This window comes from Pediococcus siamensis, assembly GCF_047220215.1.
Classification (GTDB): domain Bacteria; phylum Bacillota; class Bacilli; order Lactobacillales; family Lactobacillaceae; genus Pediococcus; species Pediococcus siamensis.
This window is the reverse complement of record NZ_CP178375.1, coordinates 480,780-498,228: the sequence shown is the minus strand read 5'-3', so window position 1 is coordinate 498,228 and position 17,449 is coordinate 480,780. Positions and strand designations below refer to the sequence as shown.

The window sequence follows — 17,449 nt, the reverse complement described above, 5'->3', positions numbered from 1 at the left end:
GAAAATTACTAGTTAAGCATGCTAGTATACAGAAAACGTATGCTAAGGAGGGCGCTCATGATTGAAACCTATTTACTGGAAGAATTACAAATTTTCGCGCAAAAGAAAACTCTAGCGAAAACAGCTGCTGCGCTTAACGTAACCCAGCCGACTGTGACTAGAGGAATGCAAAAACTGGAAGATGAATTTGGTGTCCAACTGTTTAATCGGCAACCGAATCGGATTACCTTAACGGAAACTGGCGAACTTGCCGCTAAAGAAGCTGGCAACCTTATTTCAGCCATGCAAACAATGACAGAAAACGTGCGAAATTTTGAACAAAGTCACCAACGCATTAAAATTGGTTCGATTTTACCCGGTCCGTTAATTCTATTACGTTATTTACACAGTCAGCTGAAATCGCAGGTCGAAGTTCACGATCAAGAACTCCTTCAAAATAAAGTTCCTGATTTTTTAACAACGCACGCCTACACACTGATGATTTCTGACCAGAATATCCAAACTAAAAAAATTGCCTCGCAATACATCGGTACGGAAAAATTATCAGTTAATCTAGATCAATTTATGTATCATGCGAACCAGTCCGAAGTTAGTTTTGCTGAACTAAAAGACCTGAGTTTCATCGTGTTGAGTGCGATTGGACCATGGCGGACCATCATCCAAAATGAAATTCCGGATGCTAAGTTTCTTTATCAAGCGCAACGGGATGCTTTCACCGAGATTACTAAGTACTCAGATTTTCCTTATTTCAGCAGCAACCTTTCGAAGTATGACCCACAATTCATTCAACAAACACAAGAACCTGACAACCGTGTGCCTATCCAGCTAAGCGATCCCAGTGCACATATGAAGGTGTTTGCGAATTTTCTCAAACCACAATTTGAGCGCGTGCAGCCTGTCATTAAGACGATGAAACAAAACTGGCCAGAATAATGAGCATAAAAAAACCATCAAATTATGCAAATGAAGAATTTTGATGGCTGTTATCGCTAAATGAAGCTTGGAATTTAAAAACTAAACTCATGCATGTGCCACTTTAAGCACAATGTGTCATTCACACTGACTATTTTTCTCAAGTGTAATCCAGTACCGACGCAAAGCCTCACCCGTTTCTGGATCAGTCACAGTATTTTCGTACACCCCGCCAGCCCTACAAATGGTTTTTTGACTAGCCACATTCTTTACTTCTGCGGTAATAAGAACCCGTTTAATGTGCCGTTGGTGAAATTTTTCCAAGGCTTCGCGTAGCATCTCAGAAGCAATCCCTCGTTTGCGATATGCAGGCACAATGCCATATCCAATATGGCCGCCAAAATTTCGCAAATAGGCGTTTAATGCCCAACGACACGAAATGCCGCCCTTGATAATTCCTTCATCAATATAAAAATACTTGGTAGCTGGTACGCGTGGCGGCTTTGGATCAACACTATTTTGGTGTAATTGCTGCAAAAATTCTGGAAAACTAGTTTGAATGGGTTGTGTTACCGAAACCTGAACAGGTTCATCCTGCCATGCGGCTAGCCACGCCCGAAATGCACCTTCATCTTCTAATTTCAATTCCCTTAGTTTATCCATTTTCCACCTCAGCCATAACAATCTCTACTCAAAAATAGGCAACTTAGCTAGACCACTGCGCAGATTAATGGCATCCCATGGCATATGTTCAGCGATACTCAATCCAACGATATCTGTAATCTGGCCTAAATCCAATAATAACTGAATAACTTCTTTCAATTTCAAATCACCAATTGCTGCTCCGAATTGGTCCCGTTTTAAATATGGTTCTGCTGGCAAAATGGACCGATAGTCATCTGGTGACAAAACATCTAGATCCCAGTGAATCACCAGATGTTTAATTTCGTTCTGTTTAAGCCAAGCGAGAATTGCGCCATGGTCTCCACGAGTTTGTTCAGGAGTTGCATATGGAATTTTTAACGTATTCACCATCTGATCCATCGCGCGCAAATCTCGATATTGTAGACCAGCGAAAAAGACTTGATCCGCAGTTAGCGGATTGGCAACCTGATGACTAAATTTTGGGGCACCCTTTTTCAGCAGATTGGCTACGACCATCTCGTGCACATGGTGGGAGTTCTGATCACTTGAAATATCTGGATGAGCATCCAGCCAAATCATCCCGAAATGATTCGGATAGCGACCGTGCAAATAATCAAATGGGGCTTCTGAAATCGAACAATCGCCACCCAACGTAATGACACGATCTGCTTGTTTTGTCTGTAACGTTTCATAAGTGGTCCGCATCTGCCGTAACAATGTCTCTTCACCATCCACTTTGCTGTGGGTCTCCGCAGTTTGTGAAACTGGAATTTTAAGCGTTTCTGTCGTGCTACTTTGCGGGACAATTGCCGCTAAAATTTCTGCACCAATCACGTAATTCGGATTCATGCCACCTTGCCACTGTGGTAATATTAAACGAACAGTTTTCTTTTTCAAAGGGATCATCCTCCTCAATTCGTATATATGAGATAGCATAGCATCATTAGCAACCGTTTCCAACCCTCGTGTAACAAATATATGACTTGGTGTCCTTGAGCGGAATTTCACTTCAAAACAGCGTATAATAAAAAATAATCTTTATTTAATCGAGGTCTTTTTCATGAAGATAAACTTTCATTCCGCAATTCCTGATGATCTATCTCAAATTATGCGTATCGAAAATGCCGGCTTTTCGTCTGCCGAAGCAGCCACCGAAACCGCCATGCAATCCCGAATTCAAACCATTAGCGATAGTTTTATCGTGGCAACAAATGAGGACAACTTAGATCTAGGTTACGTCGTGGGTCCAGTCATTGCTGCCCGCCATTTAACAGATGATTTATTCACGCAAACTAAAGCTAATCCCGCAACAGGTGGCTACCAGTCTATCCTCAGCTTAGCGGTAGCTCCCGACTGGCGTAATTATGGTGTTGCCGGCAGTCTCCTAAACGAATTAAAAAAAATCAGCCAAGCAAACCAGCGTCAGGGGATTACCTTAACGTGTTTAGCTAACCTGATTCCTTACTACGAAAAGCATGGTTACAAAGTGGATGGTCAATCAGCTTCCAAGCATGCCGGTGAAATCTGGTACGATATGGTTTTAGACTTGACCAAGTGATTAGTAGGGGCTGTTTTGTACATGTATTATCGTATTAAACGCCCAAATTATCGGCCAGCCTCAATGAAAAAAGTCGTCATTTACGAAAAACTGCGATAATCTCTTTGTGATTGTCAGACGGTATTTTCCCCTTTTCCAGTTACAACACCACAACCACTTTTCCGAAACCTTGTTGACCTTCCAGGTATTTGTGCGCTTCAACCACTTGTGAAAAGTTAAAGACTTTGGCTGGTTTTACATCAACATGATACTTTTCAATAAAAGCAAACATTTCTTGAATAGCGGCTGGCGAAACCTCTCCGGAACTAAAGCTGGTCAGATAAGCATTATTGGGAATTCCGGTAATTGGCTCGAAGTTATCCAGTGTCCAAACACCGCCGAGCTCGCCCGTCACATTTTCAATGCCGTAAGGCCGCAAATGCTGCAGTGTATCAGGCACACTTAACGGCCCAATGAGATCCACAATTTTATCAAATTTACCGGTATTCTGAGGTAATCTTTGGCTATTTGGTGCAACAATTACTGCGTCGAAATCAGCCTTTCTCAAGAGTGCTTCTTTTTGCGGTGAACGCGTAGTCCCTGTCACCTGAATTTTACCATCGAAGGCTTTAATCAAGCGTAACACGGCAACCCCCACGCCACTAGTTGCCGCACGAATTAGCACCTCATCAGAAGATTTTATTTGTAAACTTTTAAAAATACCATACGCCGTATAATAGGTTTCTGGAACTGCCGCTAACTTGGCAATGGTTAACGTGGTTGTCACCGGATAAAGCTGCGTATCGGGCAATAACACATACTCTGCATAGCTCCCATCAAATGCGCGGCCCATCTCACCCATGATTGACACGACTTTTTCACCCACATAAAATTTTTGTTCATCGGAAGTTGCCGCAATCTCTCCCGCCACTTCGATCCCAAGGATACGGGGAAACTTCACACTCGGTGATTGGCCTTCACGGGTGAAAATTTCAGAATGATTAATGCCAAATCCCAAAACTTTGACGAGGCTCCATCCGGGTTTAACTTGCGGAGTTGGTACTTCTGTTTGCTCTAAAACTTCAGGTCCACCAGCGTGATTCACAACATAAGCTTTCATAAAAATCCTCCTTAAAACTTGTTCACTCGACCACAACATGCTATTTTAGAGTGAAAAAACGTTTCCGAAAGTGGCGCACATATGCTTAAATACAGTTCTATTATTGTAACTTGTAGTTTCATTATAACCCTTATTTTAAAACACCTGTGGCACTTTACCGATGCTAATCTTCTCGTGAATGGCGGACTATTCGTCATCGTTCTCATTTTCTTGACGATTCTCTTTGCGATTCTCGATCCCCAGTTTCGCCATTTATGGCATTCTTAGAGTCGCGTTTCTATCGACAATCCCCCGTTGAGCGTCCATTTTTAGGCTAAATAAAAAAGACCTCACTAATTTCAGGGTAGTGAGGTCCACTTTCATAAATTTCCAGGAGGGGAATTTAGAAAGAAGTTGTGTACACAACAGTTATTATTTTACACGTCTAACTGATTTATACAAGCAAAAATTGCCCATTTTTAAAATTTATTTAAGCGTTTTCCTAATCAGAAGAAGAACCCTTTGAAATGTAAGGTTCTAGCAGACTTTCTAAGGCCTCAACATTACGAGTTTGAACAAAAATTCGTCCGCTCCCCGTAAAATGATTAACAAGTCCTTCACCAGTCTGAAAACCAAAAGTTCCACTAGCCACCTCAATGTTATAGTCCAAAGTACTTCCCCAGGCCACAACATGACTGTTATCAATCACATAATCCGAAGTACCATCCAAATCAACCGCCAAGATGTCACCATAAGCACTGATCAGCATTGTTCCCGTGCCGCTCGTTTCCATAATATAAAATCCGCCTGTCCCTCCAAGCAACGCATTTTCAGTTTTCTGACGGACCATTCGATATCCGGCGGTCGGATCTACGGCCAAAAATGCTCCCGTATTGAGGCGCCACTGGTGATCACCATTTAACTTTAGTTCTTGAATTGGGCCTGGATTTCCCGGAGCAATTGCAAGTTCGCCATTAGCTGCTGTTCCGGTAGCAGTCGTAATAAAGAAATTCTCCCCCGAAGTCATTTTTCGGCCCAACGCACTCATTAGCCCACCGAATCCTTTTTTTCCGTTATTATTCATATGACCCTCTAAATCGACCTTACCATTGTGGTAAAGCATGGCGCCGGATTCAATCTGAACACGTTCACCCTCATTTAATTGTAATAACGCAATTGGAAATGGACTATTGCCCTTTAACTCATAGTTCATAAAAGTACCTCCTTATCTTTAATATTTTTGATTAAGTTTAAATATAACTTGTTTACTTTGTTATCACATGAAATTGTGCAAATGTGTAATATGCTTTTAGGCCGTCATTTGATATACTAATTAGACATGTTAATTGTTACATAAGCTAAAATACAAAGAAAGGTTGTCAAGAAACTATTAGCATAAAATTTGTTTCATACTTGGAGGAGTCATTGTGAAAAAGATTTTAGTATTATTGGTGGGGATTAGTACTTTACTAATTGCAGGTTGTTCTAGTCAAAACCAAACCGCTCATCATAAAAAAGTAAAACCCGTGGCAAGCACTAAAGTTATAAAAGAGACAAAGGGCGAAAAACAGCTGAAGAAACTAAAAGAAGCTGTTAATACACTATTTATAGACAATTATCACAAGGAAGTTGATCCTTATGATACCATGGATCAAATTAATAAATTACATGAAGAGGTTTATCATTTATCAGGGTTTAAATCTGAAAAGAAAAAATTGATAAAAGATATTGATTATGCGGAATCACATTTAGCTAGTGCTAAGAGTTCTTCTATTCAAACAAGCAAAGAATACTCAATCGAAGAAGCATCCCAAAAACTAGAAAGTGAAAAAAAGGACTCTTCTAGCAAATCCAAAGCAGAATCTAAAGCAGCGGTAGAATCATCAAAAACAGCTGAATCGAAAGCAGAAAAAACGTTGAAGGCCAATCAACTTAATAGTGAATACCCACTTATCTCAAGCAAATTTAATTTAGATCAATTAACTGATTATTCTTCTAATGACTTATTTGGTAAGCAAGTAAGAGCTAGCGGTACAATAATTAGCCTTGGCGCTGACTCGCTGAAACAATACCATATCTTATTACAAATCAATAACTCAGACGCTGAGCTATTGATAGTAGAAGACAAAAAAACCACTGGAAAAATTACCGAAGGAGATAATATAACCGTTTATGGCGTAACTAACGGAAAAAGTAAAATTACAAATACCCAGATTAACACAGGGATTTCGTCTATGTACTTAAACGATAAGATTGTCCTTTTTATGGTTGATAAAGTTTCAAAACAAAGCTAAGCTTGTTTACTGAAAAAATACTATTAAAACTTAATGCTGATATTTCGATGTGAGGAACTAAATCCCTCACATCTTTTTTGTATAAGATTAATAGCACTATCCACATTTTTCAATAAAAAGCTTTCAAAGCTAACTGACCAACGCCTTATGTGTCAGCTATCCGTTGTAATCCGATTGCGTCCTGTTTGTTTCGAATGGTACAAATCTTGATCGACTCGCTCAAAAAGAGCTTCGCCACCGGGATCGCCATCCCTTAATTGCGAGACTCCCAGTGAAATTGTTAACGCAATTTTTTGCTGGTGATCAACTTTGACACCCAAGTTTTGAACCTTTTGCAGACATCGTTGGGCAATTTCATTAGCTTCAGTCAAACTGGTATTAGGCAACAAGATACAAAATTCTTCACCACCTGTGCGATATAAGCAGTCTTGCAACTGCTGCGCATTTAAATCATTTTTCAACTCACGACTCAGTGTTGCCAAGGCTACATTACCAGCTTCATGTCCGTAATTATCATTGATGGCTTTGAAATGATCGATATCAAATGAAACCAAACACAATTTTAAGCTACTATTGTAAAGCTGATAAGCGTGCTGCAGGTCCATTTGAAAGGTGCGCCAATTGCGTGTTTGAGTGAGATCATCATACGTGGCTTCAATTTCCAGCTGTACTTTTTTCTTATGATCTTGACGCAGCAACATTTTGTAGTAAAACGTCACGACCGTGGCAATCACGCTCGCACTAAGTAATGTCAACGCAGTTTGATAACTGGCATTGTGCGTATAAGCTAAATAGCCCCAGAGAACAACATTTGTAACCACGTCCACAAACAAGCGGACTTGTCGATGCTCATCAAAGGGGAAAAAATAATGTCGTTCTAGTGTTAGAAGTCCCGCAAAAACAATCAAAAACAACAGCAAAGTAATGAGATTCGCAAATTGCCAGTTTGTTCCGCCAACAATGATAATGAATAGGAAAAAGTTGGCAGCGATAGTCGTCAAAATGAGTTCCAGCGTTTTTAACACTGAAATCAAACTTGTCAGTGTTAAGAATTGAATACCGACCAACAAATTAGCTGTAAAATCGTTCGTAATTTGTCGGCTGACTCCCAGTAAACCAATTGATAATAAAACGGCATAGCCGACGTAAATTAATTCTGTCCGCCATGGTCGTTCATCAAATTTCACGTTATTAGGATCCACCAAGTGCATGAGCAGTTGTAAAATCCCCACAAAACCGATGTTAAAAAAGGTCATTACTAAAGCTGCATATAAAAACGTTGTCATCTTCCATTATCCCCGTATATTCATGAATCACACAATTTCTATTTTACCAGTATACGAAGAATAAATGTATTTAATTTAACCCTATTATGCAATTGCTTTACAATTTCAAAATTTGTTTAAAACGATCCATGTTTTCATCATGTAGTTGATGACTGACAAAAATAACAGTGAGTTCTTTTTGTTGCAAGATATTATTTTCAACCCGCAGTGCGCTCGGTTTTGATAGGTTACTAGTAGACTCATCAAATAAGAATAGTTTTTGCTTTCGTAGCAAGCCACGGGCTAAAGCCAACCGTTGTCGTTGCCCTCCAGATAAGTTCTGTCCATTTTCCCCAGCGGAAGTTTCTAACCCGTTTGGCATTTGACAAATTTCCTGCCATAAATCAGCACGTATAAGCGCATCTTGAATTGCTAGTTCACCGAACTTTTCTCCCAATTCCAAATTATACCTGATTGTATCATTAAAAATATACGGAGTTTGATCAATATAAAGTACCATTTCGTGAATACTTTCGAGTTTGCAATCTCTTAATTGAACACTGTTCATTTCAATTGAACCTTGATAACGACGCAATTGTCCGGCAATAATCTTCAAAATAGTACTCTTCCCTGTTCCTGATTCCCCAATCAACGCTACCTTATCACCTTGATTTAATTCTAAGTTGAAGGAACGAAAGACATCCTTAAGACTATCTGGATAGCGAAAAGTTAAATTATTAATCTCCAGTGAAAATTTTTGTTGATTTGGAATGGTCGTCAATTTCTCTTGATGAAAATCTCCTTCACCCAGGTCATACTTATCGAAAACTGGACGAAGTGCCTGCATTTGCGTCAAAATCGGAGCAAAAACAGCAAGTGAATTAAAAACATTATAGGAAAGGTTAGCAGATGAGGCAATGACACCAATGGGAATCATTTTTTGAATCGCCAAAAAACCTGTCCATCCTTCAACCAGTGTTTGTCCAATAATATTGCTGACACCAGCAACATTATTGGCAATGGCTTCATATCGAACTTGATGTAACTTGCGTTCGATTAGTTCACGGGTTGCGTGAGTAATACGCTGACTTAGCTGTTGCTCAACTCCAAAAATTGAAAATGTTGAAAAACCATGTAAGGCATCATTAATAATTCCTAATAAATGTTCATTGCTTTGCGTTGTAGATAAATTCGTCTTTGCTAATTGTTTGTGTACAATTTGAGGCAATATGACTGTAAAAAAGGACATAACAAAGACGACTGGCAAGAATGACCAATGAAAATGCCACAACGCAATTAAAGAAAATAAGGGATCCGTAACAATCTGTACTAATAAAAAAAGTTGATTAAATCCGTTTTGTTCGATTAACGTCGTATCATTAGTTAACCAGGAAGCATACGTACCTGTATCCTTACTGTTGAAGGTTTCCATAGAGGTTCGTTGAATTTTATAAGCAATATCTTTTCGCAAAGCTAACCCCATATATTGCACTGTTGCTTCCCGTACGTACTCCGTCAAGCCGAGGGTGACTGAAAGTACTAGAAAGACACCAATATCAATCAAGATATACCTTAAAAAGCCCTGAATATTCAGAGCAACTAAATTATTAAAGATATATGTATTAATGAGAGCGTGAATTACTCTCAAAACTGAGCAAATAGCAACTAAAAAACTGGTCTCTGCAAAACGTCTTGGTTCTTTTCTAATATATAGAAATAGTATTTTCATCTTGGTCTCTCCCTCTTAATTATTTTTCGTTACTCTATTATGTAAATGCAATCCCTTCTCATAAAAACGCAATCAGCTGTAGTTAATTACAATCAATCCGCTCCAGATTTCCTTATTTTAATTTAATATAATTAAATTAAAATAAGTTTGGCCTAATTCTACACCTTTTCAATTTTTAAAGCGATATACATTTCAAATATTTTTGTAGAAAAAAACTTGCTATGAGAATAGCAAGTTAATTTTTAGACCAAATATAAATTTTTCTTTATTCTCGCAGAATACTGCTTAATTTCTTTCCTCTAGCCAGTTCATCCACTAACTTGTCCATGTAGCGAATAGCTTGCATCTCCGAATCACTAATATTTTCTACTCGTACGCCACAGATCACACCGCGAATCAAATGGGCGTGAGTATTCAACGGACCAGCAATTAACTGCCCCAACGTTGCTTTTTGTGCCACCGAACCATCAACAATTGTTTGCTCGCCCCAAAGCCAGTGCAAAACTGTGTCCAACTCGGCTTTTGTGCGCCCTTTTCGAGTAACTTTATCTAGGTAAAGCTGATACATTTTTGTCATCGGAAGTGCCATTAACTTGCTTTTATCCATCATGTTGCCTCCTTATATTATGCAATTCAAAAGAATACGCCTGTGTCTTTATATTAAATTATACCCTGAATTCTCATAGCCCAAAAGCAATTTAAATTTATTGAAAAAGAACGATTATATATTGTTTATCGATAAAAATCGTGGTAAACTCACCTTAACAACACTACGAGGTGAATATGATGAAATTTCGACAACTTTTTTTGAATTTGGCTTTGCTTGCCATTGCCCTGTTACTCTGGCTGGTGGGCTTTTTGTATCTCATTCAAGTCCTTACCGGTCCTAAATTACAGCACCCAGTTGTAATCGCCTGTTTGGGCGTTACCGTTTTGGGGACTGTCATTTTAGGAACTCAAATCATGTACTTTTTACATCGCATGTTAACATTGATTGCCAACCATCAAGCTTTTTCGACAACTTCGATTGTGCTCGTAAAAAAAATCCGTCGGGATATCGGAATTGTCAGCCTTTGTTTTATTTTTGCGATGCCATTCTTTTTCACGGTTGCGCAACTCGACGACGCTCCCGGGGTGGTGTTACTCGGATTTGCAACGGTTTGTGCACCCTTTGCGGTTTATATCCTTTCGCAAATCATCGAAGACCTTTTCACAAGTGCCCTTAATTTGCAAAAGGATCATGACTTAACCATTTAGGAGGGATAACCAATGGCAATTCAAATTAACCTAGATGTCATGATGGCTAAACGCAAAATGAGTGTCACCCAGTTGGCAAGTGACGTCGGGATCACAATGGCCAACATCTCAATTCTAAAGACCGGGAAAGCCAAAGCCATTCGTTTCTCTACGCTCGAAAAGATTTGTAGCGTGTTAAACTGCCAACCCGGCGACATTCTTGAATATGTACCAGACAAAAAATAAATGATGTCTTTTCAATGGCGTGTTCTCTTGAACTTGTCAATTCTAGGATCATCTAGAAGCAATTTTTATTGGAAGCTGGTCAGTTACTTTATCTATTTTGAGCCTACTGTTCTTTTTCAATAATCTAAAGTTCTTAAAACTGCTGCCATTAACATTCTGGAACTTATTTGTTACAATAACGGAGACAATGAAATATTGGTAAGTACAGGCGTAACCAAAAATAACAGTGCCGTTGACGTGAAAGGGAAACTTATGTCGACAGTACTTTTTTAATTTTAATGAGTTTGGTTGCGGGGATTTTAACGGGCATCGTTGGAATGGCGTCTTTAACGCCCTATCCAGTTTTATTGGCTGTGGGGCTATTTGCAATTTTCCTAGCAATCCTATTGGGGTACAAAGCGTATTTTTAAATAAATTAAATTTAGTCATAGTAAAACCCCCGAGCTTGGATAACAATCTCGGGGGTTTGCTTCAAACCGGGACCCTTTTTTATAATGTTTGACGAAAACAAGGGTGTTCCTATCACTAGAATGCTTTCTCAAATGTGCCTTCCCAAGGCTTCAAGCCCCTGGCAGCCCAAGCACAAATTTTCAGATATTTAGTTTTTTAGGAAATAGCCTGGGGCTTCCCTAGAAAATAGCCCTGAATTGCGGTACATGGGTATTTCTTCAAAATGAGTGATAATTCGTTTTGCGTTTCAATACCTTCGATGACAAATTCTTTGTGATACTTTTTTGACAAGCCATACCAATAATCAAGCTCTTTTAATAAAGTGACCGAATCTTCTTTCGGACGAAAATTTTGCAAAGCAAATTTAAACTCCGTGACGAAGCATCTCATTTTTTCAATATTTTCCCGTGAGTTTCTCCCCGTCCCCACATCGTCCACGCAAATTTTCAGCCCACTTTGATCGTACTTTTGGATAAAACTTATTAGCTCGGTTTGCGAAACGTCGTGGTTACTACGTTCTGTCAGTTCAATATATAAGTCTGTGGCGGTTTTTTGCTTCAAATCCTTCAGCATCTCTAAAAATGCAGGATCCACAAACTGGTAATCCTCAAGATTGATTGAAAAGATTTTAACCTGCTTACTTACATGCCCAATCACCTGTAAGGCTAATGCTTCTAATTCTTCTGGGGAAACCTGGTGAAAATCGGTTTGTGTCTGCCACTTACCTTCCTTAAAAACACGCATTAGTAATTCATACCCAATAATTCGCTTCTGTACTTCGTTTCCCGAATACTTCGGCTGTCCAAAAAAAGTTATCATTTTGTCCTCCTGACTAATGAAATAAAACTGCCAATCAATATTTAAAAAGTACGCACGATTTCCATAACTTAGCCCTATTATTTTATGGATGAAATTTTTTAACTCATCTTGTAGCCTACTAAACAAACAGGACCTTGATTTTATGGATAATCACGTTATTAATTAACGTCATTAAGTTTGAATTAGCATTCCCATTTTAAAAATTATTAATTTGGCCTAGTCACTTATTATCGTTCCGAAATTAGCAGTAATTTCATGATCAAAATAATCGTACGGGTGTACAGACATAACTTGTTAATACTTCTTAGAAGATTACACGCATAAAATGTAAATGACGTGGTAAAATAATAAATAACCGCATATGCTTAACACCCGAAAGTAAAAAAGATCGCCATGCCAGCAGACTAAAATGTCGAGGTAGACGTTAGTTAGATTATAACCCAATATTAATATATAGGGTAAACTAATTTCACTGAAACTGGTTCTCAAAAAGACGGTGGTTAGCCACCAAAACCGGCACATGACTTATGATTCACGGGTGAAAAACAACGCGTAAGTCTTCTAAAAGACATCAAAGGATCTGATTATATTGAGCTTTACTCTTACAATGCTCTCTTTTATGTTATCTTTGATTACCAATCTCATTATGCTTACTGGTTTTATCTCAGTGGTTTACTGGCTGCAAGAAAGATTAGATTTGCAACGCGATACCAATAAGACCAAAACACAGACCCTGGAAATTGGTGCCATCACTTTCTTTGTTTTATTACTGTTTGGTGAATCATGGGTCAACACCTATCTTGGTCCCAATGCATTTGGCCTTCATTGGACTTTCCTAAATATGATCATTGTGACCATGTTTCTTTCAGTTGTGAAAATGCCCAATGTGATCATTGCCTTTATTCAGGCGATTATTTTATTTGTGTACCTATTCATCTACGCAACTACATTTGCTTACATTCTGGTTCCACTATCTTTTATTTTTGTGGCAGAATTGTTCACTCTTCATAGGAAAAGCCATGTAATTTTTGCCAGACGGTGGCTAACATACCCGGCACTGGCACTTCTTGCAGCGACTGTCATCCTTTTAATTTATTATACCGGAACCTATAAATTGGATTCTTTATTCTGGTTGCGCCAACTAGGAGCATTAACATCTTTGAGTATTGCGGGAGTCGAATATACACGTATCATGGACGGGGTTCGAAAAAAGGATCTGGTGACCGCAGAAAAAGCCAGTCATGATAGTTTAACGAACTTAAAAAATATGAGTACTTTTGAAAATGATTTGGAACATGCCTACCAACAATATGTCACGAGTAGTACCAAGTATTACCTTTTCGAGATTGATATTGACTACTTTAAAAATATAAATGATACCTATGGACACCTCGCCGGAAATGCCATTTTAGTTTCGGTGGCAAAATCTTTAACCGATCTATCAAATCATTTAGCAGCCGATGCTTACCGTTTAGGTGGTGAGGAGTTTGGAATTTTAGTGTTTTGTAAAACTGATGACGCGGTTGTCAGCCACCAAATTTCCGAGCAAATTCTAAATAATATTAGAAGTCTCAATGTCGGTCCCATTGACCAAAATATTCACCTAACCGTTTCCCTTGGCGAAGGCGTTCCGCAAAGAAAACATTATAGTTTTCAAGATGTTTATGAAGAGGCAGACCGCAATCTGTATAAGGCAAAACGCTCCGGCCGTAACCGCGCAATTTTGTCCGATGCACTCCTGAGTTAAATACCAGTCATATTCTGTCCCTTCGCAAACTATTTCAGTTAGATGAACCCCGTCATGTGTCATTCCATTTTTATATAATTTCCTCTTTGCAAGGCAAGCTGATAACCACAGCTTACCCACACAAAGGGGAATTTTTTGTTGGACAATACTTTATCTTGGATTTTAAATCTTCTAAACCACTTAGAAGTTCAACCAATAACGAAATAATCATTTTACTAGCATTTCTACACGCATGAGGTTATAGTTACAATAAGTTAATATTTATTTACGACTTTTGCTTTCCATCCCTAGAAACGCAGAATAAAGGAGGTTCAACTAGTGAAAGCGGATCAAGCTGAAGGCTCACAAACACTAAGTTTTCCTGCCCTGACTGCTATGGTGGTCGGTTCAATGATCGGTGCCGGAATCTTCATGCTTCCGCGACGGTTTGCAGAAACAACTGGGGTTTATGGTGCCATTTTAACGTGGATCATCGCCGGCGCAGGAATGCTCATGCTGGCTTTCGTCTTCCAAACGTTGGCCATTCGCCAGCCTAAACTAAATGCTGGGGTTTTCGCTTACGCAAAGGCTGGCTTTGGAAATTACATGGGATTTATTGCTGCGATCGGATTTTGGGCGAGTGCCTGTGCGGGAAACGTAACCTACCTCGTCTTAATCAAATCAACACTCGGTTCCTTCATCCCCGCATTTGGTGAAGGTGACACTATTATTGCCATAATTAGCTCGTCAATTCTCATTTGGGCCTTCGTTGGCTTAATTTTGCGTGGGATTCAACAAGCTGCAATCATCAATACCATCGCCACCGTGGCAAAACTGGTGCCAATTATCACCTTTGTTTTATTTGTTGTCTTTGCTTTTAAGCCGGCTATTTTTGTGGAAAATCTGATGGGGACTTTTTCTGGAACAAACGAAACCTTGTTTACGCAGCTTAACGCAACTATGTTGATCACTGTGTTTGTTTTCCTTGGCATAGAAGGCGCTAGTATTTATTCCCGGTATGCAGAGAATCGAAAAGCAGTCGGCCACGCCACCGTTTTAGGTTTCCTCTCTGTATTGGCTCTGTTTGCACTCGTCACGCTCCTTTCTTACGGCATAATGCCACGTGCAGAAATTGCGCAGTTACGGCAGCCCTCGCTTGCGGAGATCATGGCAAATATTACCGGTACGTGGGGCAGCATCCTAATTAGCACCGGTTTAATTATTTCTGTCTTAGGCGCTTACCTTGCCTGGACTTTAATGTCAGCAGAAGTGCTACTGGCAGCAGCTAAAAATCGAGATATGCCGCGATTCGTCGGTAAAAAAACGGCCAAAGGTGTTCCCAAAAACGCCCTGCTGATTTCGGCCGCTTTGACTCAACTCATTCTCATTGCCACCTATGCTGCAGAAGGTGCGTTAGATTTTGCGTTAGACCTCACCAGTTCATTAGCCCTTCTCCCGTTTTTCCTGACGGCTGTTTATGCTGTCAAAATTGCTTTGAACCGCGACGGCTATTTGACTGTATCTGTGCAAAAATGGCGCTTCGAACTTATCGTTGCTTGCATTGCCGCGATTTACACTGCCTACCTTATTTATGCGGCCGGATTAGAATATTTATTCCTGGCCTGTCTCTTGCTTGCACCTGCGACATTATTTTATGTTTTCGCAAGGCGTGAACAAAACGTCCTGCTTTTCAAACTATATGAAAAACTGATTTTTATTATTTTAGTCAGTGGCGCAATTACTGCAATTTTCGGCTTGTCCACTGGCTGGATTGCTATTTAAAAGGAGGTAAACAATGATGACTCACAAATCTAAAAAATTCGGTGTTTATTCAGAAGTCGGACAATTACGTAAGGTGCTGGTATGTGCGCCAGGGCTCGCACATAACCGCTTAACGCCTTCCAATACGCACGAATTATTGTTTGATGATCTGCCGTGGGTTCAAGAGGCCCAACGAGATCATTTTGATTTCGTTTCCAAAATGGAGGCTCAGGGAATTGAAGTTTTGGAACTACACCGCCTCCTTCAAGAAACTTTGGCCGTTCCCAAAGCCAAAAAATGGCTCCTAGATCGAAAAATTACTGCAAATGAAGTGGGTGTCGGCCTCGTGACAGGCACGCGCGCATTTCTTGAATCTTTAGATCATAAAACGTTAGCCGAATACTTGATTGGTGGTCTTTCAACTCGTGAACTTCCCAGTGATTATCGCACTAGTTACCTAGATTTGGCGCAAAATTCTGCTAGTTTTGAGGAATATCTCATGCCACCTCTGCCCAATACTTTGTATACACGAGACACTACTTGTTGGATCTATAATGGCATGACTTATAATTCGCTGTATTGGCAAGCACGGCGTGACGAAACGTTACTCATGAAAGCGATCTATACCTTTCATCCTCAATTTGCAGATGAAAAAATCAATATTTGGTGGGGCGATCCGGAGCAAGATTGGGGAAAAGCAACCCTTGAAGGCGGTGATGTGATGCCAATCGGTAATGGCGTAGTACTTATTGGAATGAGCGAACGGACTTCTCGCCAAGCTATTACCCAAGTGGCAAGTGCTCTTTTTAAAGCTAAGGCGGCGCAGCGCGTGATTGTGGCGGGAATGCCTAAGCTGCGATCCGCAATGCATCTGGATACTGTGTTCACTTTTGCAGATCGGGATATTGTCACAGTTTACCCGCAAATTGTGGATAACTTGCGAACTTATTCCATTTATCCAGACGATGATTCTGGCAAGGCATCTGTGGTTACCGAAAAAGAATCTTTCCTTACTGTTGTCGCGAAAGCGTTAAATTTGAAGAAATTCCATACCGTTGAAGCTGCTGGTAACGCGTACCTGGGTGAACGCCAGCAATGGGACAGTGGAAACAACGTTGTGGCTCTCAAACCGGGAGTTGTCATGGCGTATGATCGCAACACTCAAATCAATACTGCCTTGCGTAAAGCTGGCATTGAGGTTATCTCGATCAGAGGTGCAGAACTCGGTCGTGGTCGTGGCGGGGGTCACTGTATGACCTGCCCAATTTTGCGAGATCCGGTAGAATATTAGAAATTTAAAAAATTAGTGCCACAAAAACGAGACTGTAAAGTGAACCCCCAAGATTGGACAGAAAAAATCCAATCTTGGGGGTTTCGTTATGAGTAAATATAATTTCGATTTTAAAGTTAAAGTTGTTACCGAATATTTAAGTGGTCAAGCAGCATATTCACTAGCAAGAAAGTATGAAATTGGTAGCTGTACTACCATTTCAATTTGGATTCAGCGATTTGAAAGATTTGGTATTAAAGGACTTCAGCCAAAAGCCATGGATTTAGAATACACTAGCCAGTTTAAAGTTGATGTATGAAACTGGAGAAAACAAAATCGGGCCTCGCTTCCAGTAACCGCCTTACACTTTAACTTATCTTCGCCAAGTACGATTTGGCAATGGGAAAAGAGATTTGAGGCATTGGAAATTGTGATTAGTGCTGGCTAACCAATTAGATTT

17 protein-coding genes and 1 pseudogene are annotated in these 17,449 nt (G+C 39.8%); 10 read left to right on the top strand and 8 right to left on the bottom strand.

Features of this window, described 5'->3' with window-relative positions; genetic code table 11:
• Positions 1-57 precede the first annotated feature (57 nt).
• Entirely contained in the window at positions 58-933 is an 876-nt protein-coding gene (locus ACLJJ6_RS02365; protein ID WP_412989862.1) for a LysR family transcriptional regulator, read from the top strand.
• Between the two features lie 117 nt (positions 934-1,050).
• On the opposite strand, the gene ACLJJ6_RS02360 is transcribed toward ACLJJ6_RS02365, so the two are convergent.
• Both ACLJJ6_RS02360 and ACLJJ6_RS02355 read right to left on the bottom strand, forming a co-directional pair.
• Complete coding sequence (locus ACLJJ6_RS02360) at positions 1,051-1,575, bottom strand: GNAT family N-acetyltransferase (RefSeq protein WP_412989861.1); 525 nt, start codon at positions 1,573-1,575, stop codon at positions 1,051-1,053.
• 24 nt (positions 1,576-1,599) lie between these two features.
• A complete protein-coding gene (locus ACLJJ6_RS02355) occupies positions 1,600-2,463 on the bottom strand; it encodes an arginase family protein (RefSeq protein WP_412989860.1) in 864 nt (287 codons plus the stop codon).
• Positions 2,464-2,617: 154 nt separating this feature from the next.
• Here ACLJJ6_RS02355 and ACLJJ6_RS02350 point away from each other — a divergent pair, with 154 nt between their 5' ends.
• Positions 2,618-3,115, top strand: coding sequence for a GNAT family N-acetyltransferase (locus tag ACLJJ6_RS02350; RefSeq protein WP_412989859.1), 498 nt, complete (start codon positions 2,618-2,620; stop codon positions 3,113-3,115).
• A 139-nt stretch (positions 3,116-3,254) separates the two neighbouring features.
• On the opposite strand, the gene ACLJJ6_RS02345 is transcribed toward ACLJJ6_RS02350, so the two are convergent.
• Positions 3,255-4,214: an alcohol dehydrogenase catalytic domain-containing protein gene (locus ACLJJ6_RS02345; protein ID WP_412989858.1), complete on the bottom strand. Its 960-nt coding sequence runs from the start codon at positions 4,212-4,214 to the stop codon at positions 3,255-3,257.
• 481 nt (positions 4,215-4,695) lie between these two features.
• The gene (locus tag ACLJJ6_RS02340) at positions 4,696-5,406 is read right to left on the bottom strand and encodes a TIGR00266 family protein (RefSeq protein WP_412989857.1); all 711 of its coding nucleotides are present in this window, start codon (positions 5,404-5,406) and stop codon (positions 4,696-4,698) included.
• Positions 5,407-5,620: 214 nt separating this feature from the next.
• Here ACLJJ6_RS02340 and ACLJJ6_RS02335 point away from each other — a divergent pair, with 214 nt between their 5' ends.
• Positions 5,621-6,487 (top strand): hypothetical protein, encoded by an 867-nt coding sequence (locus ACLJJ6_RS02335; RefSeq protein ID WP_412989856.1) that lies wholly within the window; start codon positions 5,621-5,623, stop codon positions 6,485-6,487.
• A 152-nt stretch (positions 6,488-6,639) separates the two neighbouring features.
• Here the strand turns inward: ACLJJ6_RS02335 and ACLJJ6_RS02330 are convergent, their stop codons facing one another.
• From ACLJJ6_RS02330 to ACLJJ6_RS02320, 3 genes are all read right to left on the bottom strand, one after another.
• Positions 6,640-7,773 carry a GGDEF domain-containing protein gene (locus ACLJJ6_RS02330; protein WP_412989855.1) on the bottom strand — a complete coding sequence of 378 codons (1,134 nt, stop codon included), beginning with the start codon at positions 7,771-7,773 and terminating at the stop codon, positions 6,640-6,642.
• Between the two features lie 97 nt (positions 7,774-7,870).
• Complete coding sequence (locus tag ACLJJ6_RS02325; RefSeq protein ID WP_412989854.1) at positions 7,871-9,481, bottom strand: ABC transporter ATP-binding protein; 1,611 nt, start codon at positions 9,479-9,481, stop codon at positions 7,871-7,873.
• 265 nt (positions 9,482-9,746) lie between these two features.
• Complete coding sequence (locus tag ACLJJ6_RS02320; RefSeq protein ID WP_412989853.1) at positions 9,747-10,088, bottom strand: DUF2200 family protein; 342 nt, start codon at positions 10,086-10,088, stop codon at positions 9,747-9,749.
• 179 nt (positions 10,089-10,267) lie between these two features.
• On the opposite strand from ACLJJ6_RS02320, the gene ACLJJ6_RS02315 reads away from it, so the two are divergent.
• The 3 genes and pseudogenes from ACLJJ6_RS02315 to ACLJJ6_RS02305 form a co-directional block, all read left to right on the top strand.
• Positions 10,268-10,738, top strand: a complete 471-nt coding sequence (locus ACLJJ6_RS02315; protein WP_412989852.1) for a DUF2975 domain-containing protein — start codon at positions 10,268-10,270, stop codon at positions 10,736-10,738.
• Positions 10,739-10,750: 12 nt separating this feature from the next.
• Positions 10,751-10,963, top strand: a complete 213-nt coding sequence (locus ACLJJ6_RS02310; protein WP_412989851.1) for a helix-turn-helix domain-containing protein — start codon at positions 10,751-10,753, stop codon at positions 10,961-10,963.
• Between the two features lie 278 nt (positions 10,964-11,241).
• A pseudogene (locus tag ACLJJ6_RS02305) lies at positions 11,242-11,334 on the top strand (sulfite exporter TauE/SafE family protein); the annotation flags it as partial.
• Positions 11,335-11,569: 235 nt separating this feature from the next.
• Here the strand turns inward: ACLJJ6_RS02305 and ACLJJ6_RS02300 are convergent.
• On the bottom strand, positions 11,570-12,232 hold the full coding sequence (locus tag ACLJJ6_RS02300) for an EAL domain-containing protein (RefSeq protein WP_412989850.1): 663 nt from the start codon (positions 12,230-12,232) through the stop codon (positions 11,570-11,572).
• Between the two features lie 589 nt (positions 12,233-12,821).
• Between ACLJJ6_RS02300 and ACLJJ6_RS02295 the strand changes: the two genes are divergently transcribed.
• The 4 genes from ACLJJ6_RS02295 (at position 12,822) to ACLJJ6_RS02280 (ending at position 17,308) form a co-directional block, all read left to right on the top strand.
• The gene (locus ACLJJ6_RS02295) at positions 12,822-13,979 is read left to right on the top strand and encodes a GGDEF domain-containing protein (protein WP_412989849.1); all 1,158 of its coding nucleotides are present in this window, start codon (positions 12,822-12,824) and stop codon (positions 13,977-13,979) included.
• Positions 13,980-14,297: 318 nt separating this feature from the next.
• The gene (locus ACLJJ6_RS02290) at positions 14,298-15,740 is read left to right on the top strand and encodes a basic amino acid/polyamine antiporter (RefSeq protein WP_412989848.1); all 1,443 of its coding nucleotides are present in this window, start codon (positions 14,298-14,300) and stop codon (positions 15,738-15,740) included.
• Between the two features lie 13 nt (positions 15,741-15,753).
• Complete coding sequence (gene arcA / locus ACLJJ6_RS02285; protein WP_412989847.1) at positions 15,754-17,010, top strand: arginine deiminase; 1,257 nt, start codon at positions 15,754-15,756, stop codon at positions 17,008-17,010.
• 88 nt (positions 17,011-17,098) lie between these two features.
• The gene (locus ACLJJ6_RS02280) at positions 17,099-17,308 is read left to right on the top strand and encodes a helix-turn-helix domain-containing protein (RefSeq protein WP_412989846.1); all 210 of its coding nucleotides are present in this window, start codon (positions 17,099-17,101) and stop codon (positions 17,306-17,308) included.
• The last annotated feature ends 141 nt before the right edge of the window (positions 17,309-17,449 follow it).

Excerpts from the sequence above, each read along its gene's own strand:
- ACLJJ6_RS02365 (WP_412989862.1), top strand. The coding sequence starts at position 58 with ATGATTGAAACCTATTTACTGGAAGAATTACAAATTTTCGCGCAAAAG.
- ACLJJ6_RS02360 (WP_412989861.1), bottom strand. The coding sequence starts at position 1,575 with ATGGATAAACTAAGGGAATTGAAATTAGAAGATGAAGGTGCATTTCGG.
- ACLJJ6_RS02355 (WP_412989860.1), bottom strand. The coding sequence starts at position 2,463 with ATGATCCCTTTGAAAAAGAAAACTGTTCGTTTAATATTACCACAGTGG.
- ACLJJ6_RS02350 (WP_412989859.1), top strand. The coding sequence starts at position 2,618 with ATGAAGATAAACTTTCATTCCGCAATTCCTGATGATCTATCTCAAATT.
- ACLJJ6_RS02345 (WP_412989858.1), bottom strand. The coding sequence starts at position 4,214 with ATGAAAGCTTATGTTGTGAATCACGCTGGTGGACCTGAAGTTTTAGAG.
- ACLJJ6_RS02340 (WP_412989857.1), bottom strand. The coding sequence starts at position 5,406 with ATGAACTATGAGTTAAAGGGCAATAGTCCATTTCCAATTGCGTTATTA.
- ACLJJ6_RS02330 (WP_412989855.1), bottom strand. The coding sequence starts at position 7,773 with ATGACAACGTTTTTATATGCAGCTTTAGTAATGACCTTTTTTAACATC.
- ACLJJ6_RS02325 (WP_412989854.1), bottom strand. The coding sequence starts at position 9,481 with ATGAAAATACTATTTCTATATATTAGAAAAGAACCAAGACGTTTTGCA.
- ACLJJ6_RS02320 (WP_412989853.1), bottom strand. The coding sequence starts at position 10,088 with ATGGATAAAAGCAAGTTAATGGCACTTCCGATGACAAAAATGTATCAG.
- ACLJJ6_RS02315 (WP_412989852.1), top strand. The coding sequence starts at position 10,268 with ATGAAATTTCGACAACTTTTTTTGAATTTGGCTTTGCTTGCCATTGCC.
- ACLJJ6_RS02310 (WP_412989851.1), top strand. The coding sequence starts at position 10,751 with ATGGCAATTCAAATTAACCTAGATGTCATGATGGCTAAACGCAAAATG.
- ACLJJ6_RS02300 (WP_412989850.1), bottom strand. The coding sequence starts at position 12,232 with ATGATAACTTTTTTTGGACAGCCGAAGTATTCGGGAAACGAAGTACAG.
- arcA (WP_412989847.1), top strand. The coding sequence starts at position 15,754 with ATGATGACTCACAAATCTAAAAAATTCGGTGTTTATTCAGAAGTCGGA.
- ACLJJ6_RS02280 (WP_412989846.1), top strand. The coding sequence starts at position 17,099 with ATGAGTAAATATAATTTCGATTTTAAAGTTAAAGTTGTTACCGAATAT.